Consider the following 18,577-nt stretch of genomic DNA (forward strand, 5'->3'; position numbering starts at 1 on the left):
ATGGAGCGACAAGCAGATATCGTCGGCACTCAAATCCTGGCCTCCAGCGGTTATGCCGCCGATGGCATGCATGGTCTCATGCTTGCCTTAGAAGAGCGCTACGGAGACCGTCAAGTTGTCCCCTGGCTTGCATCCCACCCAGCCCCCCAGGACCGCGTGGATTATCTACAAGCCATTGTCGAAAATGGCGGCTACAACCGCTATGCCTACGAGGGTGTACTGGGTCACGAAGCGCAGCAAGCCAGGGCCGAGGCAGAACTCGCTGCCTATGAAGCTGAAAACGGCGAAACCGTTGAAGATGAAACGGTTGCCGACGATGACGAAATCGAAGAAGCCGTTGAGGACGTTCAACAGGAGCAAGAAGAAGCCATGGATGCTGAAACAGAGCCTGTCACGACAGATGAGGCAGCAGAATAGGGTCTATTAGTTTCCAAGCTGGCCTACTTCACCTCACATCAGCCATGGGATAAACTGACGCTCATGGAAGCTCAGGAACTACGATTAGCCAAATATTTCACGGCAGGCATATCCTTTTTGCTACTAGCCCTGGGAGGAAGTCTTTGGCCATTCACCTGGTGGGACATGTATTCCACTGGTGATGGCTATAGCCCCCCCACTGAAGTGAGTCGTCTTGAACTCCACGTTGTAGACAGTTCTGGGCAACAGCATGTCTTACGCCCCATGGATCTCTACACATTGGATAACGACACCTCTAACCAAACCCCTGGGCACCAGCTGGTGCAAAATGCCATAGAAGGCAACGCTGAACAGCAGGCGATCTATCGCCCTTACCTGATTCAACAAATAGAATTTGCCCTTGACACCAAAATTGAGCAGGTTGAGGCTTGGCGTTACTTTTGGCAAGTCGACTTTGACCAACAGCCTCCCATGGACATTCATCAACCTGCCCAGACTGTTCTGATTGATCGTTTTGCTGCCCATCCCACAGACTGAAATTGTCTAAGCCTGTCTAAGCCCCTATGAGATTTTTTCAGCGGATTGAACGTCGCTATGTTCAGTGGCTCACACGCCCTGCCCAAAATGCGGCTGGACGCATGGGCCTCTATCGCATTGTTTATAGCTTGTTCTATCTCTGGTTTCTCAGCCCCTTAAACTTCTCTGAGCTGAACCTGGTGCCCGCAAGTCGCTGGGACCCAACTATTTTATTGAGTGGACTATCGCCACTACCAGACGGCGGCTACGCTGCCATGGAAACACTTTTGGTGATGGCATTAGTGTTGCTATTGCTAGGGTATAGAACCCGTCTAGCCACCCTAGGTGTTTTACTCATGGGATTTGGGTTAGCAGGGTTTCGCACTGGCTTTCTCATTCAAGAACGTACCATTGTACTCACGGTGTTTTATGTCCCCTTGTTCATGCTGTTTTCTAGATGGGGCGAGACCTACTCCATTGATGCGTTACTAAAACAAAAGCATGGGCACCCCGCCACCTCACCTCATTCATCTTCCTGGCGTTACATATGGCCAGCACGCGGGCTCATGGTAATTTTATCCATCTTATTTCTGTCGGCGGCGGCGGTGAAATTGATGGAGGTGGCTTGGCTGGTTGAACCCCGGCTAGTGGGCGATTTTATCCTCGCAAAGGGAGTTAAAAGCCATCTCACCAATGGGTTTCCCATTCATCCATTGGGACCACACATAGGCCGTACTGCTGCGTTGTCAATTCCCTCACAGTATGTGGTGCTGCTATTTGAAACCTGCTTTGTTCTAGTTCTCTTTAATCGGTTTGCCCAAGCTCTGCTCTTTCGACTAGCCCCTATTTTCCATAGTTTCAACACACTGTTATTGGGCATTCCATTCACATCGGTGCTCAGCATGTATGCCGCTTTTCCAGATTGGCAAAAGCTGTATGAACGGTTTTATCCCAAAGTTTTAAGACTCCAATGCTTAAACAAACTGCCATCATCACTGTTGGCAGCAGGGTCAATGGGCTCAGCGTTACTAGTTGGCCTACTTTGGAATACCACGCCCATGCCTCGTCAGGTTTTTGGCCTATTTGGTTTACTCAGCTACCAAACCCTTTGGTTTGCCCTATTGCCGTTTGTATTGATATGGATTTGCAGCCCTCTTTGGCGACGTCTGCGGGGTGATCAATCCTTACCCACACCTGAACGACTATAGGTTTTTATTATTATCCCCATTCACTAGACGCACTGGTAAGTATGGGTTTATTGCGAAATGTAACCTATTTGTTACCTGCGGGCTGCTCCAAGTCAATGACCTTGGTAGACTAGAATCCACGTACGATGCCAGTTTTTTATCAATTTACTGGCCCGACACCTTAATGCGGTTTCATAGCGCTTTAACCATAAATATCTTGATAGAGGACTCATGGTAGATTCCCTAAGGAAACCTCAGGAAAATACTCGATTTGATGAGCTACGGCCTGGGGTTAAGGCACCTTCTAAAGACACGATCCTCACCCCTCGCTTTTATACCACTGACTTTGACGAAATGGCCGAGATGGACCTATCCGTCAATGAAGATGAGGTACGCGCCATCATAGAAGAGTTTCGTGCTGACTATAACCGCCACCACTTCGTGCGGACCGATGTGTTTGACCAGTCGTGGGAGCACATTGATGGTGACACTCGAGCTCTATTTATTGAATTTCTAGAGCGCTCCTGTACAGCTGAATTCTCTGGATTCCTGCTTTATAAGGAGTTAGGTCGTCGTCTTAAGGACAAAAACCCCCTTCTAGCTGAAGGCTTTACCCTGATGTCCCGCGATGAAGCTCGCCATGCAGGCTTCCTCAACAAGGCGATGTCGGACTTCAACCTCCAGTTAGACCTTGGTTTCTTGACCAAGAGCAAGAGCTACACTTTCTTCAAGCCTAAGTTCATCTTCTATGCCACATATCTGTCTGAGAAGATTGGCTACTGGCGCTACATCACTATTTTCCGTCACTTAGATTCTCATCCTGAGAATCGGATTTATCCTATCTTCCAGTTCTTTGAGAACTGGTGTCAGGATGAGAACCGCCATGGTGACTTCTTCTCCGCCATCATGAAGGCGCAGCCCCAGATTCTCAATGACTGGCAGGCTAAGCTATGGTGCCGTTTCTTCCTGCTGTCGGTATTTGCCACGATGTTCTTGAATGATATTCAGCGCAGTGGCTTCTACGCATCTCTAGGTCTAGATGCACGTGAGTACGATATTCACGTCATCAAAAAGACCAATGAGTCAGCTGCTAAGGTCTTCCCTGTGATGCTGAATGTAGAGCACCCCGACTTCTTCAAGCATATGGATACAGCGTCTGATGCCAGCTTGAAGGTCGCTGAGATTGGCAAGAGCAATCAGCCTAAGCCTGTGAAGCTTCTACGTCAGCTGCCTCACATCGCAAAAATCGGTGTGAAAATGGTTCAGCTTTACTTCATGAAGCCCATCGATATGGCAACTACCCGTGGCGTTGTTCGCTAGATAACAGTTGCTTCAACGTTAACAGCCGGGCCTTTTTGCAAAAAGGCCCGGCTGTTTGTTTTTTTGGCTATCCATCCTCCCGATACCACAGGGCTAAGCCACCGCCTCGGCCACGGGCCGCAATGCCCGTCTCAGTTACCCAAAAGTACTTAAAGAAGGCTTGTTCTTTGAGAGATTGCTGGAAAAACTCCTGATCAGCTGCCTCGGGTCTCATTCGACCTTTATATAAAGTGAGGCCACCTAACACAATCTGGATCTGGGTAAAGTCAAATGCTAAGCACCGAGCTTTATGCCAAAATTTGACAGGGCCGGTCAGTTCCAGCTTCAACTGGCCTAGGCTGACCGAATTTTTCACCAGACCTTGATCATCTGCCGTGGCTTGATAGTTGAGCTGAATCTTGATGATTTTAGGCAGATATCGGCCTGCCCCTAGAGCTACCCCTGCTTTCTGGCGTGTTTTTTTGGTGCCTGTGATAAAGCACAGCCGCCAAGTGCCAACTAAGTCAGTTAAGGAATAGCTATGCTTAATGCGCTTTTCTGTGGTTTGTAATGCTGTTACTAAGTCTGTAGCTGGGGGGAGCGCAGCAGATGATGTTCTCTGCGCTCCTGTGGCTTGGTCTAAAACGGCTGCACTCTCGTTCATTTTGTTTAGCTAGGAGCTGCGTTGCCAATTTTACCCCTGACTTAGAAATTGAACGTTTTGACAAGCCCGTTTTCTAGAAAATGGTCAAATCCCAGTCAGCATCGGTTAAGCCATCGGTACCTACTAATTGGATGCGGATATCGAGGTAGCGATCGCAATACACCTTACATTGCTTATAGCGTGGATTGGGGCTACCAAAAATAGCATCTTGCTCTGCATAGCCCTTGAGTAGATCAATGCGCTCTACTTCCGAAAGCCTAATCAAATCATCAGTTGATGTCGATACGGTCATAATTTCCCTGAGCATAAAAAGATTCCTTATCAGGCTAGAGCCAACTTTCCAGTAGGCAAGTGACTCTCCCAAAAAGCTTAATCTCTCAGCAAGATAAATGGCCGATCCCCGTCATATCAGACCTATTCGGTTTACATCCCTACAAAATTCTCAGCCTGCTTTCACACGACCTTGTTAAGCTGGGGCGACCTTATAAATTAATCATCTTTGCAATGGTCAGCTACCGTCTTGAGCGCATCCACCTTGAAGTTACTAACGTTTGCAACTTTAAATGTGACTTTTGCCCAGACGCCATCATGGAACGTAAGCGTGGCCATATGGACCTGAGCCTGCTGGAAAAAGCACTAGATGAGATCGCCGAACGGAACCTGGCCAAAATCGTTGCTTTTCACCTGATGGGCGAACCCTTAATCTATCCCCACATTTTTAAAGCCATCGATATGGCATTGGCACGAGGATTAAACCTACATCTCACCACCAATGGCAGCACGTTTCACATCTTTCCTAAACATCGTCAGCAGCTAATTGCCTCCGGTATTCCGAAAGTTACCATCTCGCTACAAACTCCCGATCCAGTCACGTTCATTATTCGGGGTGCGCCCCCCAAGCTCAAACCTGAGCAATACTTTGATGGCATTACCCAATATGTCAGGGCTAACCTCGCCGATTCCACCTCTAAAACCCGGGTACACCTAAAATTCTTAGACACTACACCACACCCATTTTTGGTACCGCACAAACAGATGCATGTGGTCGAAGGCAAGGCCCAGATGCAACAAGAACTAACCGCTTGGGCCGATCGATTACTGGACGGTTGCGATCAACGGCCTAGCGATAATGACCTGCGTCAACGTATTGCCCGCCATAAGCCAGGTCGGTGGCAGGTTATCGAACTTACTCCCAAACTTGCCCTAGAAACATTCCCCCTGGATAGCTGGGGAAATGTGGAGAGCACAGAGGTCATCCCCGCCAAGTTTGGTTATTGCAACGGTACGTCAGACCAAGCAGGCATTCTGTACAACGGCACCGTTGTGCCCTGCTGTAAAGACTACGATGGTCAGATTCCGCTAGGCAATCTGCAAGATCACTCCCTAAGCGATATTTTGGATACACAGCAGCCAGCCTGCGGCCTCCGCCAGGGATTTAACCGTTTCCAAGTCACCAATCCCGTGTGTCAACGTTGCATGGGAGCGGACACATCCCAAAAAGCATTCGTGCGGCAAGTAGGTTCAGTTGCTTACTTTAAGGTGTATAACCCCATCATGAAACGTTTGCAGCCAGGTTGGGGCGAAGTTTAGGGGCTACGCTGAGCGTAGCTGACTTTGCAGCCAACCAGTAGCGCTCTACCTTAGAAAAGCTCGAAGCAGAGGTAAGATAGGGTGTCACTTTACTGCTTAGGTGCCCATGGGACGGCGACTTATACGGATTTTTTTAAACTGGCTGAGAAGAATATTAACTCAGTTTAAAGGAGAACAAAATCGCCGTCATTATCCCTCACCCCCACAGCGACTAACGTCATCAAAGCAACTCCCGCCCCAGATGCCTGTGCAGGAAAATCAGCCAGAACAGGGGCTAACAGATACAACATCGCCCATAAAACAACAACAACAAGCTCCATCACCCAACCCAGCCGCCAACAGGGCAGCCAACTCTTCTAATTTCAGAATATTACTCAGTGACTATCAGTACTCTCCTTGTTCAGCAGTACAAAGTTTAAGCAAGCAACTATCCAACCCAACGACTCAACTAAATCGGGTGCAGGAACAACCAAAGCAAACGTTAGATTCAGCAAAAACATTTTTCACTCAAAATAAGATTAGAAGAGACCAGCCAGAACCCCGAGTCGTTTCAACAGAGACACCAAAAGAAGAGAGTTTACCTCACGAACACATCAGAAATTTAGAGCACTTTTCTTCAGAGATTACATTCCGCCGCGACACAGACATCGACACCAACAAAACGCAACCATCCCCATCATTACTCGCCATAGATGCTGCTAAACAGCTAAATACTAAACAGCTGCCACAGCCCGAGAAAGCCACGCCAAAATCTACGTCAACACCTACTGCTGACCCAAGAGCCATTACAAAAACGGGGATTGTAAAACTATTATTCAAACTTAAAAAGAACAACCACCATGGTTATATCGCACCCCATGACGGTTCCAGCGACATTATTTTCCATCAAAAATATATTGGCAACGAAGTATTTTGCCAACTAGAGCGGGGCATGGATGTTGAGGTTACCGCCCATATTACTGAAGGCAAGGCCTACGCAGACCACATTCGGATTCTATAGCGATTCTTGAGATGCAACTTTTGTCAAAGAAAGTTAACCATTCCCAATCACTAGTTCGAGTTTTTTGAACTTAAAATTTGGGTTAGTTGTCTTTCTATTTGATTATGGTTGCCATTGCAATAGTCTATTTCTCTGGCCAAGGTCACACCCATCTGATGGCTGAATCACTTGCCAAAGGCGTAGAAGCCACTGGTGAAACAGCTCACCTGCTGCGCATTACGGGTGAGCAAATTGTGAATGGTCGATGGCAGGATGACGCCATCTTAACCACCCTCACTGCAGCCGACGGCATTGTCTTTGGCACTCCTACGTACATGGGAGGTGTAGCTGGGCAGTTTAAGTGTTTTATTGATGCCGCTAGTGCTACCTGGTTTCAACAGGGCTGGAAAGATAAAGTTGCAGGGGGATTTACCCATTCGGCTTCCCCCAGTGGTGACAAGCAAGGCACATTGCTCTACCTCGCGATCAATGCGGCACAGCACGGCATGATTTGGGTCGGCAACGCAGAACTACCCAATCCTGAGACTGGTGTGAATCGCTTAGGCTCTTTTATGGGGTCTATGGGGCAAAGCTATTTGGATATGAGTGGTTCACCTGCAAACGTAGAACCCGGTGATCTAGAATCAGCTCGCCTATACGGACAACGTGTGGTCACTGTGGCACAAAAGATTGCAGCCTAGGGATGAGAGTTATGAGTTTTGTAGACGCTTTAGCAGCTTCCCGAAGGTTATGCTGAATTATGGTTGAACCACCTTGGATAATCACGAAAGTGATGCAGGGCTGAACTTAAAATTCAAAATTCATAACTCTCTCAACTTTGTCCTAAGTCCTTCTCGCATTGTTCTCCCCTCAAAATCCCATCTCGTATTAACGTAGAGGGTGGCACACGTATGCCGTTGTCACAAGGAGTCCATAGGATGATTCAATCTGTACGCACCTCAGTTGATTGGAACCAGCTAGCCGAGCAGGCCCTGGCTGGTCAGATAATTGACCACCAAGATGCATTGAGGGTGCTACGGGCTGATGACACAGAAATTTTGGCACAGTTGGCAGCGGCATACCGGGTACGTCACCACTACTGGGGCAATCAAGTACGACTCCACTTTTTGCTCAATGCCCAAAGTGGTCTCTGCCCTGAAGACTGTCACTACTGTTCACAATCAAAAATCTCATCCGCAGACATTGAAAAATATCCACTGATGGCAAAAGAGCGGATCTTGGCTGCTGCCGATCGCGCCCACCAGCTCAAGGCTGGTACTTTTTGTATGGCTATTTCAGGCCGCACGCCCTCACCTCAGACGTTTGAGAAAATTTTAGATGCAGTACAAGCGGTTAAAGCTGACTACCCAATGCGGGTATGCACCACGTTGGGGCTATTGAATGAGGAACAAGCCCATCAACTCAAGGCCGCCGGAGTTGATCGCATTAACCATAACCTGAATACAGCTGAAGCCCACCATGACGATATCTGCACAACCCATGGCTATCAAGATCGTCTAGACACTGTAAAAGCGGTACAAGCTGCTGGGCTAACCACCTGCTCAGGCGGCATTTTAGGTATGGGTGAATCGGATGAAGATATTATCAATCTGGCAAAATCCCTCCGAGAGCTGGATGTGACCAGCGTGCCAGTGAATTTTTTGATTCCCATCGAAGGTACTCCGTTTGCTAGTCGCAGCGAGCTTACGCCTCAACGTTGTTTGCGAATCCTGTGTTTGTTCAGGTTTTTACTGCCAGCCCAGGAAATTCGGATTGCCGGAGGGCGGGAAGTGCATTTGAGATCGCAGCAACCCCTTGCCTTATATCCAGCCAATTCTATTTTTGTCGGTGATTATCTAACCACAGCAGGCCAAAGTGCCACACAAGACTATGCCATGGTCAGGGATGCAGGCTTTGTCCTAGAATCGCCGGACGGCAGTCCACTGCCAGAAAATATTGCATGAACGTTAGTTGAAGAAAGTCGGTAAACATGAAAAAATGATGTACCAGAAAATACACTGAGCCTTATCCAAGAATTCATTAGCCCGTCAATGAATCTATGGATAACATAGAGATTCCTAAATACAGTCACTGCAACCTATTTCAAACAACTTCTGTTGCTGCCATAAACCTTACTTAAAGCATTGGAAAATACTGCCAATTCATGTGTTGTCTACAGGTATGGAAGAGGCATACTAGAGCAATGCATCTGCTGGTAGTTGATCTACAGCGTTGTTTTCAGCGCTTAAATGTCACACTCCGGCAATAGTTCGGTAGGCAAACAAACTACTCACATCAAACATAAGCACAACTGCTATGCCTCGTCGTATTTTTATTGGTGATATTCATGGCCACTATGACGGTCTAATGCGACTGCTGGAAGCCGTGGATCTAAATCTCCAAGATGAGGTTTACTTTGTCGGAGACCTAATTGATCGGGGGCCTCAGAGCCGTCAAGTCGTTAATTACGTGCGTGACAATGGTTATCGGTGTGTGATGGGTAACCATGAGCAATTACTGCTAGAAGCCTTTCCCAACGGAGAAGCCCATATGCCCGCATTCCAGGGATGGCTTTACAGCGGCGGACAATCTACGCTTTCTAGCTACACCAGCGTTGACGACTTATTTGACCACGTCCACTGGATTCAAGACCTACCGCTCTATATGGACCTGGGAGATATCTGGCTTGTACATGCAGGATTAAATCCCCAACGCACCCTAGAAGAACAAACAAGCCATGAATATTGCTGGATTCGCGATGGTTTCCATAGCCATAAACAACCTTATTTCCCAGATAAGCTAATTATTACGGGCCACACGATCACCTTTACTTTACCGGGTGTCGAACCGGGAGAAATTGCTAGAGGTCCTGGTTGGTTGGACATTGACACAGGGGCTTATCATCCTAAAAGTGGCTGGCTCACAGCACTAGATATGGATGGCTCGATGGTTTACCAGTTCAATGTATTCAATAACATGCTGCGCATACGCCCGATTCACGACGCTGCAGCAACGGTAGAACAACATAAAATTAAACAGCGTTCTAGTCAGTTGGTAAATTCCTAGAATTAATATTCATAAACGTACGAGCAAGGCTGTCACGACGAATTGGCTTACTTAAATAGTCATTCATACCTACCTTGAGACAGTAATCACGGTCTTCAGAACTGGCATTAGCCGTCATTGCAATAATCCAAGGCTGAAGAATTTTCTGGCCCAGCTGGCGAATGCGACGAGTGGCTTCTACACCACTCATTTGTGGCATGCGCATATCCATCAGGATGACATCATAGTCTCCTTGTTCCACCGCTTCAATGGCTGCTCCACCAGTGGCGACAGTATCAGCCTGGTGTCCTAATAATTGCAACATGTGTTGAGCAACACGCTGGTTTACTGGATTATCGTCTGCAATCAGAACCTTCAGTCTCATTAACGATTGATCACCATCCTCAATACACTCTGAGGCAGAATTAATCACAGGTGCAGGAACCGATTTAGGATGAATGTGCATCAGTGCACGATATAAGGCTGCCTGTTTGATAGGTTTCCAAACAATTGCTATGTCAGGTTGTTCTTCTTGACTGAGATTCTCCTTGAGATCTGCCAGCAAAATCAGAGGCATGTTAGGTTTATCCATGGCCTGCCGCAACGATTCGATGGCACTAAACCTATCAATTTTAGTAATTGCAGCATCTAAAATCAGGCTGTCAAATTGTTGTCCTTGCTGAACTAGTAGTAAGGCTTCAGCAACGCTGCGGCAAAAGACAACTTCCATATCTAAAACCTCTAATTGCCACCTCAAACTGGTACGGCGAGTGATGTTTTTGTCAATCACTAAAATACGTTGATCAGCCCAATTAGCTAGGGCTTCAGGTCGCTCTGATTGAACCGTAACAGGATCAACATGGGCTCGAATCGTGAAGAAAAACGAACTCCCTTTGTTAATCTCACTCTCAACCCACAGACGACCACCCATGGTTTCCGCCAGACGCTGGCTAATGGTCAACCCTAGACCAGTACCGCCATATTTACGGGTAGTCGATGTGCTTGCCTGACGAAATGGCTCAAAAATCTGGGCCAGTCGATCCGCCGGAATACCAATACCAGTATCTCGCACAGTAAATAGCAACAGTACGGATTGAGTAGCAGGATGGGCACGACGGATAACCGGGACACCCAGATCATCGCTAGGGGCTAACTGCACCATCACAGCCACCTCACCCTTGTCGGTAAATTTAACTGCGTTACTTAGTAAATTAAGTAAAATTTGTCGGAGTCGAATGGGGTCGCTAATAATCACAGGTGGTGTTTCAGGATCCACCATATAGACAAGATCTAAGGGTTTGTTAGCAGCACGGGTAGCTACTATGTCCAAACTCTCTTCCACGGAATTGCGAAGATTGACTGGATGTTCTTCAAGCACAAGTCGCCCAGCTTCAATTTTAGAAAAATCGAGCACATCGTTGATCAACGCCAACAGGGCTTGACTGCTATTCTGAATAGTCTCACTAAACTCTCGCTGTCTAGGATCCAGGTTAGTTTCTTGCATCATTTCAGAGACACCGATAATGGCATTAAGTGGTGTACGCAACTCATGGCTCATGGTGCCGAGGAACTCATTACGAGCTTGCAAAATGGCACTACTACGCAAGCGATCGGTAAATACAATAAAACTTTCGGTTAAACCAAGCACCAGCATAGGCGCTACCACTGGCAGGGCATAGTTTTGGTATATGGCTAGCCAACAAATAATAAACCAGCTACCTGTACCAATAATCCAGATACCTAACTGAGGCACAAAAGATCGTCCCTGCAATCGCCAACTGATGATGGGGCCGACCAGCAGCAGCATAGCGGCGACGAAATGTGGATTGATTGTTCTTAGCCAATTTTCCTGTAAGAGATTATGTAAAGCAGCGGCATAAACAAAGGCACCTTCGACAGGAGTATCTTTATCAAACGGTGTGCGAATCCATCGGTCTCGACCAGTGGCCATATCACCGATGATGACAATCTTATTATTGAAGTCCTCTACAGGAATCTTTCTCTCTAAAACATCGATAAAACTTCTAAAGGGAAGATCTGCAACAGGGGCTGGCCAATTAAGCAGCATCACCCCATTGTCAAACGAGGGAATATCTAGAATATCCGTTGTCAGGCTGTAGGCTTCAGCTGTTGCTTTTGCAAAGGAACGACTGTTATTAATGTGAATTTTGTGGCGTCGTGTTACACCATCAAAGTCATCACTGTAGTCATCAATATGGCCACTTGCGATCGCATTTTTATAAAGCAAATCATGCGCTTGTAGTATTTCCCCTTCCTCATCAACTGTCTCAGCCAAAACAACGCCCTGATGCGCTGCCATTACCTCAGCCAAGGCAGCATCATCCTTAGTCTTGTCTGGCATCAACACATCAAAAGCAGCCACCCGATTATTACTTTCCAACAAAAATTCTAACAGTTCAACATAGTTAGAGCGTGGTAGTGGGTGGCTTCCTAGTTTCTTTAACGTTCGATCGTCAATGCCAATGACGATGAGTTCATCACTCCACGCCCTTGATCCACGTAATCGAATTAGCACATCACTTGAAATATTATCAAGCGGCTTGATCAGCCCTAGGTAGGACAATGAGACAACAAAACTACTGACAAATAACCCTGGCAACAATGGCTCACATCGCCGCAAGAGTCTCAGCCAGTTAGGGGACCACCAACTCATAGATTTGCGTTTTGCCAAGGGGAGTAACAACAGTCGCCTCAATACGTCGATTAGCAGACAGAGGCAATTCTAATGCGAAGTTCCCCTCAGTATCGATCTCTTGAGTTTCTTCCTCAATCACCAATAAATTGACAGGAAAGGTATTTCCTTCTACGACAACAATTGATTCATCCTCACGCCGCTGACGTTCTAACCTTAAAAGGTTAAAATTAGGCTCCTCAGTAATAGGTACTGGTTCAGAAGGGGGTTCTCCCGGAATCGTAAAATTTTGAAATCCAGCATTTACGGGTACCGATACCCCTTGAGCTTCAGAAGCCACACTACCCTCTTCAACAACAAGTGACGACCGGCCACTGGGTTGAATTGCAATACCAAAATTTGTACCCCGCACTCCATTGATACCGGCTGGGGTGCGAATCTCTAAACGAGAATCAGGATTAGTAAACGGTCTGACAAAGACTCTGGCTTGGCCGCGACTGACATCCAGTTCTGTAACTTTACCGCCCCGTGGAGTAGTGTAGAACTCTATAATACTCAGCAATGTATTTTCAGAGACACTAACAAAACCCACTTGAGTATCGACGGCGAGTCGGGCGAGGGAACCGGCTCCTGTACGTATACCATCACCCACTGCCCCCAAACGCTGACCGGATTGAGCACGTCCCCATTGACTACTCTGTCGAACATCGACGGTACCGCTAAAGCTACGTAATTCTAGCCAGCGGTTTACGCGCACCGAGAGAGGGCGAGCATCTGTTTTTAGGGAAATACTCGCGGCGACCACGGCGAGACCGGTAAGTATTACCAGGCGACGTGGGCGTAAATAACGAGATAACATGTTGCGATTGAGCCCCTTCATCCTGTTAGGTCCTTCTATACATGATGTGTGCACAGATTACCAACAAACAAATCATGGCACGACTGTTTCGCCGTAATCTTAAAGGTCATGCCAATGGCCTGTGGATTCAGGCCATTTGGCCGAAACAGTTGCTATTAAAAGGCATAAGCCGCCTGCCACTAGAAACACCACCAGGAATAACGTTTATCGACCTAATCGGGCACGATGAATGACGCGTACATCGAGCGATAAAGACTCATCAATGGAGTCAACCAGTTCTTTTGCATCTCTGTAGTTGTCAAAAGATGCAACATGAACATAGCTACCTAACCTTGAGGATGTCAAAAACGCGTCAGGAATACAGGCACGAATCGTAGGCAAGCTTTCTTCAAGATCATGGGTTAGCAGCACAATATAGGGCCGACTTGTAACATGGCCAATCACAATTCTGTCGTCATTCTCAAAGGTATTGAACTCTTGGGGAGAGACTAAAAAGTCACAATCCTCAGATTGAGCCGATACACCACCAACCGACAGCATCATAAATGTGCTTGCTGTCGCCAAACAACACATGAACTTTTGAAAACTGTTCAAGCCTATATCACCAAAGCTAAGAAACACCTAAATAATAACCACATCAGGTGTCCTCACTTCTATAAAAATCCTGCAGAAGCAACCATGCTTCATATTCGGAGGGGGCAAACTATCCCTGTTTAGACATTTCACGGGTTTCTGCCGATAATTTGCCGGATGGTTTGGGGCTAAAGACATGGGCTGCGGTCAGGTGATGACTTGTCATCAATGCTGCGGTCAGCCGCCGATGCCGCAAACGAGTTCTCGCTTGTGTAGGGAGCAGTAGGGAGGATATCACTGCTTGAGGTTCCGAGGGTTGGGGTTTGACCGTTGGTGGTACCTTAGCCATTCCGTTACTCACCCCTGCGGCAAATACCAAAACCACTATCCCCATAGTGAAGGACTGGAGTACTTTGTCCAGCCACGAATGTCGAAAAAAGGCCAGCCACGACGCCTTCTGGTCTATTAATGGGGACATGACTTTATCAAGCTATTCAAAACAAAGATGCTGATGAGCGAGCAAATAGTGACTGGAACTGTAGGGCTCTATCAAGACTATTACAAAAATCAATGTTTTGAATTATAAACTTGTATAAAGTTATGGAACTGCGTCAATATCGAATCCTGGGATCGACATAGGCATTGAGGATGTCAATGGCAATACTGACGAGGGCTACGATGGTGCCAAAGAATGTCATCAACCCTTGCACGACTTCATAATCTCGTTGAGAAATAGCTTCAAAAAATCGATTGGCCAGGCCAGGCCAGGAGAAGGTGACTTCGGTCAGGACGGTACCCCCCAATAGGGACGCAAAGGTCAGCCCCAGAATGGTAATCACAGGAATCAAGGCATTCCTGAGGGCATGGACAGTGATAATGCGAAATTCGGGAATGCCACGGGCACGAGCCGCTTCCACATAATCGGCCCGTAGAGTCTGCTTGAGGTTGACTCGCACCATGCGCTCAAAAACACCGCTAATCAAAATACCGAGGGTCAGGCTGGGTAAGGCTAAGTGATATAGAGCTGTCCCAAACTGAGACAGATTGCCATGGAGTAAGCTATCCAACAGATAGAGGCCCGTAGGCCCATCGGGAGGGGTTTGTAGAAGGGGAAACCGAGTGCCAATGGGAAACCAGCGCAACTGCACGGCAAATACCAGCTGTAGAATCATGCCGAACCAATACATGGGTGTGGCATAGGTGAGAATGCCAAATAGCCTGCCACCTGCATCAATGGGCGTATTAGGACGTGATGCCGCGATCGAACCTACGGTGATCCCCACGATGACGGCTATGGTCAAGCCACAAAATGTGAGTTCCACGGTGGCAGGGAAATGATCGCCGATGATTTGCCAAACGGTTTGGCCCTGGCTTGCAATAGAGCTACCTAAGTCAAAGCGCAGCAGGTGACCCAGGTAATCTAGGTATTGAAAGAATAGGGGCTTGTCGAGGCCAAGTTGCGATCGCAATGCCTCTTTCGCCTCAATCGGTGCCCTGGGTCCCAACAGCGCGTCCACCGGATCGCCCGGCGTTGCCCGCATCAGCAAAAACACCACCGTTGTGATCGTCCAGATCATCAACGGTGCCAGCATCAACCGCGACAGCACATAATAACGCAGCGCATTAGCCCGAGATGCCATGTATTTCCCCCCTATCTAACCAAACCAAGCTTGTGTAGGGGCGTTCCATGGAACGCCCCTACACAAGAATTCGCCAAAACCATTTATTTGTTGATTTGCCATAGCAAAAATTGCTGGTTTGGCTCAATGGCTACACCATCCACCCCTGAGGCTGCAAAGACATAGTCCTTGTTTTGCCAGAGTGGAATATAAGGCACATCCTCTACCATCACCTGCTGTAAGTCTTTAAATACGTCACTACGAACCGATTCATCCTGCTCTGCACGTTGCTTAGCCAGCAGATCGTTGGTCCTAGTACTGTAATAAAACGAGCCGTTCCCCTGGGTTGCACCTTTTTCACAGAGCGTTTCTTCAGACCCCTCATTACAGCTGAGAAAAGGCTGCACAAAATTATCCGGGTCAAAATAGTCTGGATACCAGTTAGATAAGACACTGGGATAAATCCCTTTCTCCACGTTTTCCCACAGCGTCGCTGACTCAGCCGTACTCACTTGCACAGTCACCAGCCCTGGCAAATTAGACTCAATCGCTTCTTTTAAGGTGTTAGCCACCACACTACGGGTGGTTGAAGCAGTTGGATACCAAATCTCAAATTCAAGCGGATTCGCCGCCGTAATCCCCGCCTCTTCAAGAAATACCTTCGCCTGCTCATAGTTACCATCGCCATAGGCGGTTTCAAACACCGGCTCATGTACGTCAAAACTCTTGGGGATCAAGCTATAAAGAGGCTCTGCCTGGCCTTGAAAAGCGCGGTCGTTAATGAGATTACGGTCAATCATGGCGGCCACCGCTTTGCGCACATTCAAATCATCAAAAGGCGCAATCTTTTGGTTCAGCGACATATAGTTAACGACGGTTGACCCCGCCTCAATCACATTCCAGCCACCCTGTCCTGCTTCTCGTTCTAAGGCTGCAATTTGGTCGGGATCCAGTGTTTGATAAGCCACATCCAAACCGCCGGAGCGAAAAGTATTGTAGAGATTAGCTGGGCTTGTGAAAATCTGAATATCAATGCCCTCGTTACCCGGTGCTGTTCCCCAATAATCTGGATTGGCATCTAGCTTAATCACATCACTACTAAAGGAAGCCAGCTTATAGGGACCAGAGCCAATAAATTCTTCCGGCTTAAACTGACCATCCCCAATGGTGTAGGTTTCTAGCGGTACAGGCGTCACCCCCCAAAATGTCAGCAACGATGTAAACGCCGCAAAAGGCTGCTTAAGGGTCATCGTCAGTTCGTATTCACCAGTCGCTTCGACCGTATCAATTTTTTCTGACAGCAAGAACGCGGGACGGCCGCCATTATCCATAAAACGCTGAATGGAAAACGCCATCACTTCTGCATTAAAGGCAGAGCCATCGTGCAGCGTCACCCCTTCTCGCAGAGGAATCGTATAGGTCAGGGCATCGTCGCTGACGGTGGGCATATCTGTCGCCAGCTGAGGTTCTAGGGTGGTGGTGCCTGGGGCATAGGTGTAGAGACGATCCCCCAGGTTATAAAGCAGAATGCCAGGGAAAATTTCATAGGCATCGGCAGGATCCAGGGTACGGGCCTTCAGGGTAGTCCCCATGGCAACACGGCCATTTGAAGTGGTGGGACCAGTTGCTTGCTCACCACCATTACCCCCACAGGCAACGGCCATAATCAGACATAGGCTAAAAAGGCCAATGTAGTAACCCAGTGAGCGCAGTGGTCTTGGCCAACCACGCTCACTCAAAAACTGAACCGACATAGAGGATCTCCGATACGCTAGCCGACCACAAATGTCTATCCCCGGCCTTAATAGCAGACACAAACACGTGGCCCATGGGTGCTAGTTGTACCATTCTCAGAGGTCGCAAGCAATTAAGTAGGTGACTAAAGACGCGATTATTACTGATATTGCAGGGATTAGACGCTTGCGAAATAACGCTGGTCTTATAAAATGAACATCAAGCTAGACCGCTCGCAGCTTCAACCTGAACGTCTTACTTACTCAACCTTTAATAAGCGCTGATAATTCCTTTTCAAGGGAACTGCTTTGATTTGAGCCTATCGGCCAACTAGGCAAGATTCGACCTAGCGGCATTACTGACCCACTATGGCTAGGAGCCTCTTCCATGCAGACCACAAGTGAATTAGGCTTTCAACCCTCAGGAAGGGTTTATCTTCTCATGGCCATTGCCATCTTTGGTGCGGCCAATGCAGTCACTCGCAAGCTGACTGAACTGGGGGCGATGAACCTAATTGATGAACGTAACCCGATCTCATTTTGCAATGTATTGTTCGTTGGTAATTTATGCGCCCTCATTCTGTTAGCCATTACCTATGGTCGGGAGTGGCGGAAACCAGCATTGCAAAAAATTAATTGGCAAGACTGGCTCTCCATGGCTGTCGTCGCAATCTTAGGAGCAGCCATTGTACCAACGCTTATCTTTACGGCACTCGAGATTACTCCGGTTAACAATGTGATTCTTATCAGTCAGATTGATACACCGCTGGTGCTGGCATTATCGGTTTGGGTGTTGGGCGATCGGGTGAATAAATGGGTGGTTGCTGGAGCCGTTGTTTCTTTTATTGGGGTTGCTCTAACCGTATTGATTCAGCCTGCTGGCACTGAAATGGTTTCCATGGGCATGGGCATGGTTTTAGGCCGTGGCGCTCTGTTTACATTGATCGCCGCTGTGATCAAAGCCATGGCAAACCTGATCAGCAAAATTAGTCTGCGTGAGATTCCATTGGGAATTTTCAGCGTTTTTAGAATGTTTGTTGGAACTGTTTTCTTCTTTGGAGCCACCCTGGTTCTCTACGGTCCTGAGCATTTTATGGATGTAGGTTCACCTTTTTTGTGGCAGTGGATGCTGTTCTATGCCGCCATCATTGTTGTGGCGGGTCAGTCATTTTGGTTTAACGGTCTGAAACGTAGTACGGCCAGTGAGGTTTCATTTGCCACTGCATTTAATCCGATTGTGGGCATTCTGTCTGCATTTATCCTGCTAGGTGAGGTGCCCACCCTTGGACAGTACTTGGGAGGTGGTGTCATTCTGTGCGGCATTGGATTAAACCAAATTGGCGTACAGCGATTAAATATAATGCGTCCTTCTCAGCGACCCAGCACTAAAGAAATGAGCGAATCTGGTGGATTCAAAGGCGTTTAAGCACGTTCGCCCCCAGG

At 47.7% G+C, this 18,577-nt stretch carries 19 protein-coding genes; 11 read left to right on the forward strand and 8 right to left on the reverse strand.

Going from position 1 to position 18,577, the window contains the following annotated elements:
* The 4 genes from DXZ20_RS03315 to acsF form a co-directional block, all read left to right on the forward strand.
* Positions 1 to 417, forward strand: a 417-nt coding sequence (locus DXZ20_RS03315; RefSeq protein WP_489670942.1) for a M48 family metalloprotease, incomplete at its 5' end; no start/stop codon positions are given.
* Positions 418 to 480: 63 nt separating this feature from the next.
* Positions 481 to 954 (forward strand): hypothetical protein, encoded by a 474-nt coding sequence (locus DXZ20_RS03320; RefSeq protein WP_163696386.1) that lies wholly within the window; start codon positions 481 to 483, stop codon positions 952 to 954.
* A gap of 26 nt (positions 955 to 980) precedes the next feature.
* On the forward strand, positions 981 to 2,141 hold the full coding sequence (locus tag DXZ20_RS03325) for a hypothetical protein (protein ID WP_163696388.1): 1,161 nt from the start codon (positions 981 to 983) through the stop codon (positions 2,139 to 2,141).
* 210 nt (positions 2,142 to 2,351) lie between these two features.
* Positions 2,352 to 3,440, forward strand: a complete 1,089-nt coding sequence (gene acsF, locus DXZ20_RS03330; RefSeq protein WP_163666081.1) for a magnesium-protoporphyrin IX monomethyl ester (oxidative) cyclase — start codon at positions 2,352 to 2,354, stop codon at positions 3,438 to 3,440.
* Between the two features lie 67 nt (positions 3,441 to 3,507).
* On the opposite strand, the gene DXZ20_RS03335 is transcribed toward acsF, so the two are convergent.
* Positions 3,508 to 4,083 (reverse strand): hypothetical protein, encoded by a 576-nt coding sequence (locus tag DXZ20_RS03335; protein WP_163666079.1) that lies wholly within the window; start codon positions 4,081 to 4,083, stop codon positions 3,508 to 3,510.
* Positions 4,084 to 4,156: 73 nt separating this feature from the next.
* Entirely contained in the window at positions 4,157 to 4,390 is a 234-nt protein-coding gene (locus DXZ20_RS03340) for a hypothetical protein (RefSeq protein WP_163666077.1), read from the reverse strand.
* A gap of 197 nt (positions 4,391 to 4,587) precedes the next feature.
* Here DXZ20_RS03340 and DXZ20_RS03345 point away from each other — a divergent pair, with 197 nt between their 5' ends.
* The 5 genes from DXZ20_RS03345 to DXZ20_RS03365 all read left to right on the forward strand — a co-directional run bounded on the left by DXZ20_RS03345 (position 4,588) and on the right by DXZ20_RS03365 (position 9,718).
* Positions 4,588 to 5,673, forward strand: a complete 1,086-nt coding sequence (locus DXZ20_RS03345; protein ID WP_163696390.1) for a radical SAM/SPASM domain-containing protein — start codon at positions 4,588 to 4,590, stop codon at positions 5,671 to 5,673.
* A gap of 106 nt (positions 5,674 to 5,779) precedes the next feature.
* Positions 5,780 to 6,673 (forward strand): cold shock domain-containing protein, encoded by an 894-nt coding sequence (locus tag DXZ20_RS03350; protein WP_163696392.1) that lies wholly within the window; start codon positions 5,780 to 5,782, stop codon positions 6,671 to 6,673.
* A gap of 104 nt (positions 6,674 to 6,777) precedes the next feature.
* Positions 6,778 to 7,353 carry a flavodoxin family protein gene (locus DXZ20_RS03355; protein ID WP_163696394.1) on the forward strand — a complete coding sequence of 192 codons (576 nt, stop codon included), beginning with the start codon at positions 6,778 to 6,780 and terminating at the stop codon, positions 7,351 to 7,353.
* A 237-nt stretch (positions 7,354 to 7,590) separates the two neighbouring features.
* Positions 7,591 to 8,616 carry a biotin synthase BioB gene (bioB, locus tag DXZ20_RS03360; RefSeq protein WP_163659167.1) on the forward strand — a complete coding sequence of 342 codons (1,026 nt, stop codon included), beginning with the start codon at positions 7,591 to 7,593 and terminating at the stop codon, positions 8,614 to 8,616.
* A gap of 352 nt (positions 8,617 to 8,968) precedes the next feature.
* The gene (locus DXZ20_RS03365) at positions 8,969 to 9,718 is read left to right on the forward strand and encodes a metallophosphoesterase (RefSeq protein ID WP_163659166.1); all 750 of its coding nucleotides are present in this window, start codon (positions 8,969 to 8,971) and stop codon (positions 9,716 to 9,718) included.
* Here the strand turns inward: DXZ20_RS03365 and DXZ20_RS03370 are convergent.
* Complete coding sequence (locus DXZ20_RS03370) at positions 9,696 to 12,371, reverse strand: CHASE2 domain-containing protein (protein WP_163696396.1); 2,676 nt, start codon at positions 12,369 to 12,371, stop codon at positions 9,696 to 9,698. The genes DXZ20_RS03365 and DXZ20_RS03370 overlap by 23 nt on opposite strands.
* Complete coding sequence (locus tag DXZ20_RS03375) at positions 12,352 to 13,209, reverse strand: FecR family protein (RefSeq protein WP_163659164.1); 858 nt, start codon at positions 13,207 to 13,209, stop codon at positions 12,352 to 12,354. The genes DXZ20_RS03370 and DXZ20_RS03375 overlap by 20 nt, the downstream gene beginning before the upstream one ends.
* A 74-nt stretch (positions 13,210 to 13,283) precedes the next feature.
* Here DXZ20_RS03375 and DXZ20_RS03380 point away from each other — a divergent pair, with 74 nt between their 5' ends.
* The gene (locus tag DXZ20_RS03380) at positions 13,284 to 13,442 is read left to right on the forward strand and encodes a hypothetical protein (RefSeq protein WP_163696398.1); all 159 of its coding nucleotides are present in this window, start codon (positions 13,284 to 13,286) and stop codon (positions 13,440 to 13,442) included.
* Here the strand turns inward: DXZ20_RS03380 and DXZ20_RS03385 are convergent.
* From DXZ20_RS03385 to DXZ20_RS03400, 4 genes are all read right to left on the reverse strand, one after another.
* Positions 13,414 to 13,752 (reverse strand): hypothetical protein, encoded by a 339-nt coding sequence (locus DXZ20_RS03385; RefSeq protein WP_163659163.1) that lies wholly within the window; start codon positions 13,750 to 13,752, stop codon positions 13,414 to 13,416. The two genes, DXZ20_RS03380 and DXZ20_RS03385, sit on opposite strands and share 29 nt — an antisense overlap.
* Before the next feature lie 160 nt (positions 13,753 to 13,912).
* Positions 13,913 to 14,176 (reverse strand): hypothetical protein, encoded by a 264-nt coding sequence (locus DXZ20_RS03390; RefSeq protein WP_163659162.1) that lies wholly within the window; start codon positions 14,174 to 14,176, stop codon positions 13,913 to 13,915.
* Between the two features lie 217 nt (positions 14,177 to 14,393).
* On the reverse strand, positions 14,394 to 15,422 hold the full coding sequence (locus tag DXZ20_RS03395; protein ID WP_163696400.1) for an ABC transporter permease: 1,029 nt from the start codon (positions 15,420 to 15,422) through the stop codon (positions 14,394 to 14,396).
* Positions 15,423 to 15,505: 83 nt separating this feature from the next.
* Positions 15,506 to 17,155, reverse strand: coding sequence for an ABC transporter substrate-binding protein (locus DXZ20_RS03400; RefSeq protein ID WP_163696402.1), 1,650 nt, complete (start codon positions 17,153 to 17,155; stop codon positions 15,506 to 15,508).
* Positions 17,156 to 17,522: 367 nt separating this feature from the next.
* On the opposite strand from DXZ20_RS03400, the gene DXZ20_RS03405 reads away from it, so the two are divergent.
* Positions 17,523 to 18,560, forward strand: coding sequence for a DMT family transporter (locus DXZ20_RS03405; RefSeq protein ID WP_163696404.1), 1,038 nt, complete (start codon positions 17,523 to 17,525; stop codon positions 18,558 to 18,560).
* Positions 18,561 to 18,577 lie beyond the last annotated feature (17 nt).

It is taken from the genome of Adonisia turfae CCMR0081 (assembly GCF_011009555.1).
Classification (GTDB): Bacteria; Cyanobacteriota; Cyanobacteriia; order Phormidesmidales; family Phormidesmidaceae; genus Leptothoe; species Leptothoe turfae.